Raw genomic sequence first — 12,384 nt, forward strand, 5'->3', positions numbered from 1 at the left:
AGGACGCCGTCTCGATACCGTGTCGGAAAAATCCGAAGCGGCTTAACGCGGATCAGTACGGCGCGTCGGGATGCTTGAGCTCGTAGCCGACTTCGGTCGGCTTGATGCCGTCCATCACCAGCGCGTAGCTGACGTGGTCGAAGGTGCGGAACACCATCGCATGGCCGGAGAACTCGTCGGGCAGGCGGACGCGGCCGTAGTTGCCGACCAGTTCTTCGGTGCGCTTGTACTTCACGCGGTCGACCTTGTTGCTGCCCATGCGCCACAGCGAGAACACGGTGCCGTTGTCGACGCCGTCCTGGCTGCCGACCGAGATCGCGATGACGTCGCGCGGGCCGGCGGTGCGCAGGCGGTCGGCGACGGCCAGCACTTGCGCGTGGCGGTACTCGAACTGCGCCCTCGGCGGGTGCGGGACGAAGTAGGGATCGTAGGGCTGGGCGTCGACCGGGATCAGGCGATCGCCTTCGCGCACTTCGCGGCCGGCTTCGTCGAGGCGGACGGTCGAAGCTTCGATGCCGCCGACTTCGCCACGGGTCACGGTGCCGACGTTGACGCGCTGCAGCTCGAAGCCGAGCAGGTCGTGGCCGCGGTCCGGGGTGATCGCCGAGGTCCAGAACTGCTGGAAGTCGATGGTGCGCTTGCCGCGGAAATCGAGGTCGGCGGTGTCCATGATCTCGCCGCCCTGGCGACGGTCGAGGCGGGCGTACCGCACGTTCGGGCGCACGATCAGGAAGCGCTGGCCGACCGCGCTGGCGGGCAGGCCCTTGGCATAGACGACATAGCCCTGCGAGCCGCGCAGGCGATCGTCCTCGATGCCGACCACGTAGGGCAGCTGGTCGAAGCTGTTGACCACGCGCATGTCCTTGAGCCAGGGCTCGACCTGCGCCAGCGGGATGCCCGGGATCGGCGCTTCGGCGCGGTGCTGCGCCTCGGCGGTGCGATTGATGTAGGCCAGGCTCAGGACGTCACCCGGATAGATCAGGTGCGGATTCTTCACCTGCGGGTTGGCCTGCCAGATTTCCGGCCACAGCCACGGGCGGCTGAGGAACTTGCCGGCGATATCCCACAGGGTGTCGCCCTTCTTCACCACGTAGGTGTCGGGGTGATCGGGGCGAATGCCCGGATTCCCGGCGATGGCGAGGCCGGCAACGGTGAGCACCGCGGTGGCGGCGACGGTTTTCAGCGAGAGGTTGAAGCGCGACAGGAGCGAGGCCATAGCCTGAGGTTCCCCGACAAATCCCCAATACGGGCGGCCATTTACACCACAAAGTTCACAGTTTCACAAGACCCTTACATTTAAATCCCCGTTTTTACGGGCGGGAGCCCCGCCCCCCGGCCAGCCGGCGTTCCGGGAGCGGCTGGCAGGACGCGCTACACTGGCGGCATGCGATGACGCGGTGTTCCTTCCCCGCCCGCACTCCGGACCCCGAACCATGGCTTTGCTCACGATCCTCGAATTCCCCGACGCCCGACTGCGCACGAAAGCCGTGCCCGTCGACGTGGCCGGCATTGCCGCGCCCGACTTCCAGAAACTCCTCGACGACATGTTCGAGACCATGTACGACGCGCCGGGCATCGGCCTCGCGGCGAGTCAGGTCGACGTGCACCAGCGTTTCATGGTGATCGACATCAGCGAAGAGAAGAATTCGCCGATGGTCTTCATCAACCCGGAAATCCTCGCCAAAGAAGGCGAGGAAGTCTGCCAGGAAGGTTGCCTGTCGGTGCCCAACATCTTCGCCGACGTGACGCGCGCGGCGAACATCCGCGTGCGCGCGACCGACCGCAAGGGCGCGAGCTTCGAGATGGACGCCGACGGCCTGTTGGCGGTGTGCATCCAGCACGAGATGGATCACCTCGACGGCAAGCTGTTCGTCGACTACCTGTCGCCGCTCAAGCGCGAGATGGTGAAGAAGAAACTGGCCAAGGCAGCGCGCGAGAAGAAGGCGGCCTGATCTTGAAAATCGTGTTTGCCGGCACGCCGGAATTCGCCGTGCCGAGCTTGCGCGTGGCCTGCGAACGGGCCGAAGTCGTCGCCGTCTATACCCAGCCCGATCGCCCGGCAGGGCGCGGGCGCGCGCTGACGCCACCGCCGGTGAAGCAGGAAGCGTTGCAACGTGGCATCGAGGTCCGCCAGCCGGAAACCCTGCGCGATCCCGAAGTCCAGGCGGAATTGCGGGTTCTCGAGCCCGATCTGATCGTCACCGCGGCCTACGGCCTGATCCTGCCGAAAAAGGTGTTGAAGATCTCGCGTCTTGGCTGCTGGAACGTGCATGGCTCGTTGCTGCCGCGCTGGCGTGGCGCCGCGCCGATCCAGCGCGCGATCGAAGCCGGCGATGCCGAAACCGGCGTCTGCCTGATGCAGATGGAAGCGGGGCTCGATACCGGGCCGGTGTTGCTGTCGGAAGCGACCGCGATCGGCGCAGACGAAACGTCGGGCGAACTCTACGAGCGCCTCGCGGAGATCGGCGCGAACGTGCTGGCGCAGGGTCTGGACATGCTGGTCGCGGGAATGCCGCCGCAGCCGCGGTCGCAGTCGGAAATCGGCGTGACCCACGCTGCCAAGATCGAAAAGGCGGAAGCGCGCCTCGACTGGAACGAATCCGCCGAAGTGCTTGCGCGCAAGGTCCGCGCCTTCCAGCCGTGGCCGGTCGCGGAAGCCACGCTCGCTGGCGAACGTGCGCGCATCCATGCGGCGAAAGCGCTAGCCGCACATGCCGAAGCCGCGCCGGGAACGGTGGTCGCCGCGAACCGCGACGGCATCGATGTCGCCTGCGGCGATGGCGTGCTGCGCCTGTTGATGCTGCAGCGCGAAGGCGGGCGCGCCGTGCCTGCTGCCGATTACCTGAATGCCCGTCGTGGCCAGCTCTGACCAAACGCGGTCTGGCGGAGATCGCGGCGCAGGCGTGCGCGCCGATGCCGCGCGCGTGCTCGATGCGGTGATGCATCGCGGCCGTTCGCTGAAGGCGGAGTTGTCGACGGCGCAATCGCGGATCGACGATGGCCGCGATCGCGCGCTGCTGGAAGCGATGGTGATGGCCGCGCTGCGCAATCGCGCCGATTACGAGGCGACATTGAAGTCCTGGCTGCCGCGCCCGCTCGGCCAGCGCGACAACGATCTGCGTGCGCTGCTTTACGCCGGCCTCGCGCAACTCGACGCCATGGGTTTGCCCAGCCACGCCGCGGTCGATGCCACGGTGGAAGCCGCGCGTCTGCTCAAGCGCACCCACCAGGCCGGACTGGTCAATGCGGTGTTGCGCCGGGCGACACGCGAACCCTTGGCGCGTGCCGATGCGCAGGCGGGTTGGCCGCAATGGTTGTTGCAGCGCCTGCGCGCCGATTGGCCGGAAGACATCGACGCCATCCTGCACGCGAGTCGCACGTCGCCGCCGATGTGGCTGCGGGTGAATCGTCGCAAGGTCGATCGCGATGCCTATGTCGCGCGGTTGCGCGAGAACGGCATGGATGTGCAGATGCCGGACCATCCCGTCGATGCGTTGTTGCTGGAGACGCCGGTCGCGGTGAGCGTGTTGCCCGGATTCGGCGACGGACTGGTCTCGGTGCAGGACGGCAGCGCGCAGCAGATCGCCGATGCGTTCGCGCTGAAGGCCGGCATGCGCGTGCTCGACGCCTGCGCCGCGCCCGGGGGCAAGACCGCGCATCTGCTCGAGCGCGAGCCGGGGTTGCAGGTCGTTGCTGCGGATATCGATGCGCGCCGCCTGCGTCGCGTATCGGAAGGATTGCAGCGTCTTGGCCTCACGGCAGAAACACTCACGGCCGATGCCACCCAACCGGATGCATGGTGGGACGGCCGGGTGTTCGACGCCATCCTGATCGACGCGCCGTGCAGCGCGACCGGCATCCTGCGTCGCCAGCCCGACATCCTGCTGCATCGTCGCGCGGAAGATGTCGCGGCATTGGCCGGATTGCAGTCGCGCATGCTCGATGCCCTGTGGCCGACGCTGGCGCCGGGTGGCGCCCTGATCTATGCGACCTGCTCGATCCTGCGCGAAGAAAACGATCGCCAGGTCGAGGCCTTCCTGCAACGCACGACGGATGCGCGACTCGAGCCCCTCGATGCCGCGTTCGGCCGCGACACCGGCTTCGGCCACCAGCGCCTGCCCGGCGAGGGCGGCATGGACGGCTTCTTCTACGCCCGATTGCGGAAACAATGATCGGCGGGGCTTCCCGTATGATCGCGCCATGCCGAAATCCATGTTCGAAACCCGGTCTTCCCGCGACACCTGGCTGTTCTGGATCGCTGCGCTGCTGATCGTCGGCGCCGGCATCGGCCTGCGCGACCCCTGGCCCGCCGACGAACCGCGTTTCGCGCTGGTCGCCAAGCAGATGGTGGAGAGCGGCAACTGGCTGTTCCCGCATCGCGGCATCGAGTTGTATTCCGACAAGCCGCCGATGCTGATGTGGCTGCAGGCCACGTTCTTCGAGATTTTCCACAACTGGCGCGTCGCCTTCCTGCTGCCGTCGCTGCTGGCGACGCTGGCGACGCTGGCTTGCGTCAAGGATCTCGGCAAGCGCCTGTGGACGCCGAAGATCGGATTGTGGGCGGCATGGGCAGTGCTGCTGGCCTTCCAGTTCGCCTACCAGTCCAAGAAGGCGCAGATCGATCCGCTGGTGACCTGCTTCATCACCGTTGCCAATTACGGATTGCTGCGGCACCTGCTGCTTGGCCCGAACTGGCGCTGGTGGTGGATCGGCTGGTTCTTCGCCGGACTCGGCACCATCACCAAGGGCGTCGGCGTATTGGCGCTGTTGATGCTGCTTCCCGCGATCTTCGCCAGCGTCCGCGGCTGGCAATCGCGTGGCCAGCGCGTCTCGCTGCATCTGCGCGACTGGCGGTTCTGGATCGCGCCGGTGTTCTTCGTGATCGCGATGTGCATCTGGCTGGTGCCGATGGTGCTGGCGGTGCGCTCGCACCACGATCCCGTCTACGACGCTTATCTCAACGACATCCTGTTCCACCAGACCGCAAAGCGTTACGCGCAGTCGTGGGACCACGCGCAACCGTGGTGGTATTTCATCGTGGTGGTGCTCGGCATGTGGCTGCCGGCGATGCTGGCGCTGCCGTGGGCGATTCCGGCGTGGAAACGTCGCCTGCAGCGCCTTGATGCGCGCTACCTGTTGCCGCTGGCCTGGGGCGTGCTGCTTGTGATTTTCTTCAGCATCCCGTCGGGCAAGCGCGACGTCTACATCATGCCGGTGCTGCCGATGTGGGGCCTCGCACTGGCGCCGTTGTTGCCCGGTTTGTTGAAGAAGGCATGGCCGCGACGGTTGCTGACAACGGTCCTGGCGGTGATGGCGGTCGGTCTCGTGATTGGCGGTGCCTTGTTGGCATTTGGCCACTCGAAGTCGACCACGCGCTTCCTCACCGAACGCGGCCTTGAATCCGGCGTCGGCATCGGCTGGATGTTGCTGGCGATGGGCGCGGGCGTGGTCGTCGCGTTGGCGTGGTGGCGCAAGCGCCTGGAGATCGCCACGATCGTTTCGCTGGGCACGATGTGGGTGTTGTTCGGTGTGTTCGGCTATCCGCTGCTCAACGATTCGTCATCGGCGCGCGGTCTGATGCGCGATGTCGGCGCACGCATCGGTCCCGACGCACAACTGGCGTTGCTCGGCTGGAAGGAGCAGAACCTGTTGATGGCCGATCGTCCCGCGACGAATTTCGGGTTCACCCGCGACATGCAGGCGCAGACCACCGACGCGATCCACTGGCTGCAGGCCGATCCACAGCATCGCTGGCTGCTGGTGCAGGACACGGTGCTGCCGAAGTGCATTCCCGATTCGGCGCTGGAGCAGGTGCCGCACTCGAATCGCCGTACGTGGTATCTGGTGCGCGGGGTGGCTGTTGCGGATTGTCCGCACTGAAGCAACAGCATCGCACGCGCTGGCTTGGCGGGTGACCAGCTCCGGCGCGCGGGCCGCCGCAAGTACGTCCATGTAGGCTCGGACGCGCCATCCATGGCGCGTCACGCCCACGCTCCGGACTGGCGCACCCGCCGCCGCGCGCGTGTTGTGGCGTCAAGACGCCGAACAGCAACAGCCTGCGCGCTGTTGTTTCTGAGAAAGAGCGAAAAGCCCGCCACCGGCAGCGCCTATGCGGTTCGTCTGTAGCGCCGACCATACGCAGCATGGATGCTGCGTATGAGCCTACATGGATGTATTCACGGCGTGTCGGCGGCTGCAGACAACCGCGATAGGCGCTCAGCCGGGCGATGAGCTGTCGGCCAATTCCCGCAGCTTGCGATACTTGTCGTACACGTAGCGCGCATGCAGCGCGTGATAGCGCGCAGACGTGCCTCCGTCGAGGAAGCCGCCGCGCAGCAGGTAGTTTTTCAGCCAGTAGGCCGCGGCGTGCAGTGGTGCGTCGATCGCGCTGGCGCGTCGTCCCTGCGCGTGACGCTGCTGCGCCCATAGCGCGGTGTAGCGTTGCAGCTTGGTCGCGTATTCGTCGTCGCTGCGCGCGGTGTCGTGTTCGATGCGCGCGTCCAGCGTGGCGACGCGCTTGCCGGCGAGGTCCAGTGCCTCGTGCACGCTGGCGGGCTTGTAACGCAGGTCGTTGCGGAACAGGCGCGCGACTTTCTCCTTGCCCCAGCCGCCGTGGTTCAACGCGGTGCCGAGATAGTGCGTGCGTCGCAACAGGTTCCAGGCATCGGCCTGTTCGACGCGGCCGTCGGCGAAGGCGTTGCGGATCGCATCATCAGCGCCATCCGCCAGCCATTCGTCGGAATCCAGCAGCAGCACCCATGGCGTCTGCGCCAGCGCGATCACCGCGTTCTTCTGCGCGGCGAAACCCAGCCACGGTTGCTGCACCACGCGCGCGCCGGCTTGTTCTGCCGCCGCGACGGTATCGTCGTCCGACTGCGAATCCATCACGATCACTTCGCGGCACAACGGCACGAGGCTCGCAACGCAACGGCCGATGCGATCGCCTTCGTTTTTCGCGATCACCACGCCGGTCATCGGCAGCTTCGATGCGACTTCGCTCATCGCGGCCTCGAATGCTTCTCGAAATCGGCGTAGGGATTCACTTCGCCGCTGCCGGGCGGACGCAAGGTATAGCGCTTGTAGGTCCACTGGTATTGCGCGAGATCGCGGCGGGCGATGCGTTCGATGTCGCGGTTGAGCGCGACGACACCGGTTTGCGCGTCGTCGCTGGCGATTTCGGGATCGGCGCGTTCGATGCACACTCGGAAACGCGGCGTGTCGGCGCTGCGCTGGCACCACGCGTGCAGCACGGTGGCGCCGGTGCGCTGCGCGAGGCGATTGAGCAGGGTCATGGTCAATGCCTGCACGCCGAAGAACGGCGCGAATTCGCCATCGCCGGCCTTGGGTTGCTGGTCGGGCAGGATGCCGACCACGCCGCCCGCGGCCAATGTCTTGAACAGTGCGCGGATCGCCGTGCCTTCGGCGCGGACCTGGGTGATGCGATCTGGTGCCTCGTCGGCACGCACGCGACGCAGGAAGGCTTCGCCAATCGCGGATTCCGGCGGCTTGTAGAGGATGGCAAGTGGCGTCTGCGCGGCCAGCCATTGGTTGAGCAGTTCCCAGTTGCCGAAGTGCGGCGCCGAGACGATCAGCCCGCGACCGGAACGCAGGGCGGCATCGAACAGTTCGCGACCATCCTCGCCGTCGATCAGCGCCAGGTTGTCGGCATGCGGATGGGTCCACAGGTGCAGCGTCTCCATCATCTGGCGGCCAGTGCTGCGCAGGACGGCGCGCTCCAGTTCGGTGCGTGCGCCGGCATCCAGTTCCGGCATCGCCAGCTCGAGATTGCGCCGGGTCACCCGCAGTTCGCGGCCGCCGCTCCAGCGTTGCAGGCGCGCCAGGCCATCGCCGAAACGGTTGCTCACGGGCCAGGGCAGGTGGCCGAGACCCGAGGCGAGGGCATAGAGGAGGTTGGCGGTACGGTCGGGATTCACCGGATCAAGTTTATCGGGCGCGTGTTTAAATTCGCCCATGCTTGCCCTCATCCAGCGCGTCACCCAGGCCAAGGTCGAAGTCGAAGAAGAGGTCGTTGGCGCCATCGGGCCGGGCTTGCTGGCACTGGTCGCGGCCGAGCCGGGGGACAGCGAAAGCCAGATCCTGAAGATGGGCGAGCGATTGCTGCGATACCGGGTATTTGCCGACGATGCCGGCAAGATGAATCGATCTCTCCACGATATCGCCGGAGATCTCCTCTTGGTCAGCCAGTTCACCCTGGCCGCCGATACCGCCTCCGGCCTGCGCCCGAGCTTCAGTTCCGCCGCGCCTCCGGCCGAAGCTGAACCGATTTTCGACCGTCTGGTGGCCGAATGCCGGCGAATTTCGCCCGGAAGGGTGGAAACCGGGCGCTTCCGTTCCCATATGACAGTCAGCCTGGTCAATGACGGCCCGGTCACCTTCCTGCTCCGGACATAGGCCCTAGAGGGCCCTCCGGCATGGTAAAATTGCAGGTTCACTCCGTTTCACGTTCATCAGGTGAGAGCCGCATGGCCAACGAGCGTCAGGTCCAGCAATCGGACATCAAGCTACTGATCAGCAAGGGCCTCGAACAGGGCTACCTGACATTTGCCGAGGTCAACGACCATCTTCCGGATGACGTCGTCGATCCCGAGCAGATCGAAGACATCATCGGCCTGATCAACGGCATGGGCATCGAGGTGCACGAAGTTGCGCCGGATGCCGAGACGCTGTTGCTCGCAGGCCAGTCCGGCAGTGGCCGCGAAGTCGACGACACCGCCGCCGAAGAAGCGGCTGCTGCGCTGTCCGCGCTCGATACCGAAACCGGTCGCACCACCGACCCCGTGCGCATGTACATGCGCGAGATGGGCACGGTCGAGCTGCTGACCCGCGAAGGCGAAATCGCCATCGCCAAGCGCATCGAGGAAGGCCTGCAGCAGATGCTGGGCGCGCTGGCCTCGTTCCCGTGGTCGAACAAGCAGCTGCTCGACGATTACGCGCTGGTCCAGGCCGGCAAGAAGCGCCTGCCGGAAATCATTTCCGGTTTCGCCGACGACCTCAATGACGAAGCCAGCGTTGCCGAAGAACTGGCGATGGACGATGCCGAAGTCGACGAGGACGAAGACGAGGACGGCGAGGAGAAGGAAGCCGCGCCCGCCGGCCCGAATCCGGCCAAGGTCAAGGAAAGCATGGCGTTGCTTGCCGATCTCTACGGCAAGTTCGAGAAGGCCTACGACAAGCACGGCCCGTCGCACAAGACGGTGCTGAAGCTGCGCGGCGAGATGGCCGAAGTGTTCGCGAGCTTCCGCCTGCCGCTGCCGATGCTGGAATCGCTGGTGGTGCAGCTGCGTGGTGCGATGGCCGAGATGCGCGAGCGCGAGCGCCGCATCCTCGAGCTGGCGACCAAGCGCGCCGGCATGCCGCGCAAGGAATTCATCCGCGGGTGGGAGGGCAACCTCACCAACCTCGAATGGGTGGACGAGATGCTCAAGCGCAAGCAGAAGTGGGGCTCCGGCCTGCGCGATGTGCGCGAGCAGATCATCGCCCAGCAGGAATCGGCGATCGAGCTCGAACAGCGCATGATGGTGACGCTGCACGATCTCAAGGAGATCGGTCGCATGCTCGCCATTGGCGAAGCCAAGGCGCGCAAGGCCAAGAAGGAAATGGTCGAGGCCAACCTGCGTCTCGTCATCTCCATCGCCAAGAAGTACACCAACCGCGGCCTGCAGTTCCTCGACCTGATCCAGGAAGGCAACATCGGCCTGATGAAGGCGGTCGACAAGTTCGAACACCGCCGCGGCTTCAAGTTCTCGACGTACGCGACGTGGTGGATCCGCCAGGCCATCACCCGCTCGATCGCCGACCAGGCGCGCACCATCCGCATCCCGGTGCACATGATCGAGACGATCAACAAGCTCAACCGCATTTCCCGCCAGATGCTCCAGCAGTACGGCCGTGAGCCGACGCCGGAGGAGCTGGCCAAGGAAATGGACATGCCCGAGGACAAGATCCGCAAGGTGATGAAGATCGCCAAGGAACCGATCTCGATGGAGACGCCGATCGGCGACGACGAGGATTCCCACCTCGGCGATTTCATCGAGGACACCAATGCGGAGTCCCCGATCGAGGCGACCACCAACATCAGCCTGGTGGAAACCGTGCGCGACGTGCTGGCCGGCCTGACCCCGCGGGAGGCCAAGGTGCTGCGCATGCGCTTCGGCATCGACATGAACACCGATCACACGCTGGAAGAAGTCGGCAAGCAGTTCGACGTCACCCGCGAACGCATCCGCCAGATCGAGGCGAAGGCGTTGCGCAAACTGCGTCATCCCAGCCGTTCGGAAACGCTGCGCAGCTTCCTCGACATGGAATAAGCGCGAGCCGCGTGCAGTAACGAAAAGCCCCGCCGAGTGCGGGGCTTTTCGTTGGCGATCCAGTGCAGCGATCAGGTGTCGTAGAAGAATTGCTCGCGGACGATCTTGCCGTCCTGTACCTGGTAGACGCACATCTCTTCCATGTTCATGCGGCCCTGGCCTTTCATCGTCACGTCCATCGACATCGGCACGCTAAACCAGTTGCCCGAGACCGAAGGGTCGCCGACGCTGCCGCCGTGCATTTCCTCCACCGCCTCACCCCACGCCTTGCCCTTGGCGCGGATCGCATCCAGGCCCTTGGCATTGCCCAGCGGCCCCTCGGACATCGCTGGCATCTCGATGTTCTCGGCATTCTTTGCGAACAGTTCATCGTAAGCCTGCTCGAATTTGCCTTCGCGGCACAGTTCGACCAGACGGTTGGCGACGCTTGCGGTATCCATGGCAACTCCTTGCGAACGGGAAAGCAGGCTAGCGCCGCAAATGTTTCGAGAAGGTGACGTGGCTGCGTCAGCGCGCCATTGCATGTAAGGTTTGAGGTGATACATCGCATTCAGCGGGACATGGAATGGGCAAGGCCAACATGCTGGTCGCCGGATCGGCCAACCTCGACTTCGTGGTGCGTGCCGCGCACGTGCCGGCCCCGGGCGAAACCGTGCTCGGCCGCGAACTGGCGTTGTTCCCGGGTGGCAAGGGCGCCAATCAGGCCGTCGCGGCTGCGCGCGCGGGCGGTGCCGACGTACGCATGCTGGTGGCGCTGGGCGACGACGCCTTCGCCGCACAACTGGAAGCGCCGTTGCGCGATGCCGGGATCGATGCGGCCATCGTGCGCATCGCCGGCAGCGCATCGGGCTCGGCCTTCATCTGCATCGCCGACGATGGCGAAAATTCGATCACCGTCGCGCCGGGCGCGAACCTGCATCTGGCGCCGGAACATCTGCCGGCCTTCGGTGATGCGAGTCATCTATTGATGCAGCTGGAAATCCCCTTGGCCAGCGTGCAGGCCTATGCGCGCGCCGCGCGCGCTGCGGGAGTGAAGGTGGTGTTGAACGCAGCGCCGGCGCAGTCGCTGCCGCGGGAATTGCTGGACAGCATTGATGTCTTGATCGTCAACGAAGGCGAGCTGGCGGCGCTGGCGGGAACGCATGGCGAAACGGATTTGTCCGTGCAATGCGAAGCGGTCGGCGTGGCCTGTGTCGTCGTGACGCTGGGCGCGCGCGGCGCGCTGTTGTGGCGGCGCGATCAACCTGCTATCGAACAACCTGCGTTCCCGGTCGAGGTGGTCGACACCACCGGCGCCGGCGACGTGTTCTGCGGCGTGTTTACCGCGGAACTTGCCGGTGGCGCGAAGCCGGAAGTGGCGATGCGCCATGCCGCCGCGGCATCGGCGCTGGCATGCACCAAGCTGGGCGCGCAATCGGGCACGCCGACGCGCGCAGAGCTGGAGCGGTTTCTGGCGGATCGGGCACAATAGCGGGCTGCGTGCGGGCCTATAGCTCAATGGTTAGAGCAGAGGACTCATAATCCTTTGGTTCCAGGTTCGAGTCCTGGTGGGCCCACCAGAACGGTCCTGATGCATGTTGGGTAGGGGAATCACCCCGCGAGACTAAACCATTCAGGCTGATGGCCGGATAAGGACATGGTGGTCCGGGCCAAAACCGATACCCCAAATTCTCGGTTTGACTCCAGTCATGGCCCGGACCACGCCTTCGAGTATCCAAGACGATGCCTGCTGATCTGGAAGCAGCCGGTATCGGCGCGCTTTTGTCATTCCCCTAAACATTTCCCCTGCTCCCCCGGATAGATCGGATATGGGGTGCCCGATTCGGCACCGGTCTGCCTATCAAAGGGGAATTTGTATGGTTGCCGTCTTTACCGGGAATGGCCTGGGTCTCTTCCGTTCGTCGTTGGGCCAGCTGGGGATGACCCTGGGCGGCAAAGCAGGCTTGGGCCAGAGTCGGGAAAGCCAGTACGTCAACGTGGCCAACGGCAACCTGGTGCTGCAGGGCGCGGACGAACAGCTGACCTGGCAGGGTTTGAACGTCGGCATGCTGCGGAC

12 protein-coding genes and 1 tRNA gene are annotated in these 12,384 nt (G+C 65.3%); 9 read left to right on the forward strand and 4 right to left on the reverse strand.

Annotated features, from left to right (window positions below):
* Positions 1-52: 52 nt before the first annotated feature.
* A complete protein-coding gene (locus tag ABE093_RS11180) occupies positions 53-1,216 on the reverse strand; it encodes a LysM peptidoglycan-binding domain-containing protein (protein ID WP_430760974.1) in 1,164 nt (387 codons plus the stop codon).
* 217 nt (positions 1,217-1,433) lie between these two features.
* Between ABE093_RS11180 and def the strand changes: the two genes are divergently transcribed.
* The 4 genes from def to ABE093_RS11200 are packed head-to-tail and all read left to right on the forward strand — an operon-like array spanning position 1,434 to position 5,880.
* The gene (gene def, locus ABE093_RS11185; RefSeq protein WP_430760975.1) at positions 1,434-1,952 is read left to right on the forward strand and encodes a peptide deformylase; all 519 of its coding nucleotides are present in this window, start codon (positions 1,434-1,436) and stop codon (positions 1,950-1,952) included.
* A gap of 2 nt (positions 1,953-1,954) precedes the next feature.
* Positions 1,955-2,869, forward strand: a complete 915-nt coding sequence (fmt, locus tag ABE093_RS11190; RefSeq protein WP_430760976.1) for a methionyl-tRNA formyltransferase — start codon at positions 1,955-1,957, stop codon at positions 2,867-2,869.
* Positions 2,856-4,172, forward strand: coding sequence for a 16S rRNA (cytosine(967)-C(5))-methyltransferase RsmB (gene rsmB / locus ABE093_RS11195; protein ID WP_430760977.1), 1,317 nt, complete (start codon positions 2,856-2,858; stop codon positions 4,170-4,172). The genes fmt and rsmB overlap by 14 nt, the downstream gene beginning before the upstream one ends.
* Before the next feature lie 40 nt (positions 4,173-4,212).
* Complete coding sequence (locus ABE093_RS11200; protein ID WP_430760994.1) at positions 4,213-5,880, forward strand: ArnT family glycosyltransferase; 1,668 nt, start codon at positions 4,213-4,215, stop codon at positions 5,878-5,880.
* Positions 5,881-6,216: 336 nt separating this feature from the next.
* Here ABE093_RS11200 and ABE093_RS11205 read toward each other — a convergent pair whose 3' ends face one another.
* Together ABE093_RS11205 and ABE093_RS11210 are read right to left on the reverse strand one after the other, a co-directional pair.
* Positions 6,217-7,002, reverse strand: a complete 786-nt coding sequence (locus tag ABE093_RS11205; RefSeq protein WP_430760978.1) for a glycosyltransferase family 2 protein — start codon at positions 7,000-7,002, stop codon at positions 6,217-6,219.
* Positions 6,999-7,973 (reverse strand): lauroyl acyltransferase, encoded by a 975-nt coding sequence (locus tag ABE093_RS11210; RefSeq protein ID WP_430760979.1) that lies wholly within the window; start codon positions 7,971-7,973, stop codon positions 6,999-7,001. Before ABE093_RS11210 ends, ABE093_RS11205 begins: the two co-directional genes overlap by 4 nt.
* Between ABE093_RS11210 and dtd the strand changes: the two genes are divergently transcribed.
* Both dtd and rpoD read left to right on the forward strand, forming a co-directional pair.
* A complete protein-coding gene (gene dtd / locus ABE093_RS11215) occupies positions 7,972-8,412 on the forward strand; it encodes a D-aminoacyl-tRNA deacylase (RefSeq protein ID WP_430760980.1) in 441 nt (146 codons plus the stop codon). The two genes, ABE093_RS11210 and dtd, sit on opposite strands and share 2 nt — an antisense overlap.
* Positions 8,413-8,432: 20 nt before the next feature.
* The gene (gene rpoD, locus ABE093_RS11220) at positions 8,433-10,328 is read left to right on the forward strand and encodes an RNA polymerase sigma factor RpoD (protein ID WP_430760981.1); all 1,896 of its coding nucleotides are present in this window, start codon (positions 8,433-8,435) and stop codon (positions 10,326-10,328) included.
* A gap of 71 nt (positions 10,329-10,399) precedes the next feature.
* Here rpoD and ABE093_RS11225 read toward each other — a convergent pair whose 3' ends face one another.
* Positions 10,400-10,768, reverse strand: a complete 369-nt coding sequence (locus ABE093_RS11225; RefSeq protein ID WP_430760982.1) for a SnoaL-like domain-containing protein — start codon at positions 10,766-10,768, stop codon at positions 10,400-10,402.
* A gap of 125 nt (positions 10,769-10,893) precedes the next feature.
* Between ABE093_RS11225 and ABE093_RS11230 the strand changes: the two genes are divergently transcribed.
* From ABE093_RS11230 to ABE093_RS11240, 3 genes are all read left to right on the forward strand, one after another.
* Positions 10,894-11,799, forward strand: coding sequence for a ribokinase (locus tag ABE093_RS11230; RefSeq protein WP_430760983.1), 906 nt, complete (start codon positions 10,894-10,896; stop codon positions 11,797-11,799).
* A 12-nt stretch (positions 11,800-11,811) separates the two neighbouring features.
* Positions 11,812-11,887, forward strand: a tRNA-Ile gene (locus ABE093_RS11235).
* Positions 11,888-12,184: 297 nt separating this feature from the next.
* A partial coding sequence (locus ABE093_RS11240; RefSeq protein ID WP_430760984.1) for a hypothetical protein occupies positions 12,185-12,384 on the forward strand: 200 nt, incomplete at its 3' end.

It is taken from the genome of Solilutibacter silvestris, from assembly GCF_050574925.1.
In the GTDB taxonomy this organism is placed as follows: Bacteria; Pseudomonadota; Gammaproteobacteria; order Xanthomonadales; family Xanthomonadaceae; genus Solilutibacter; species Solilutibacter silvestris_A.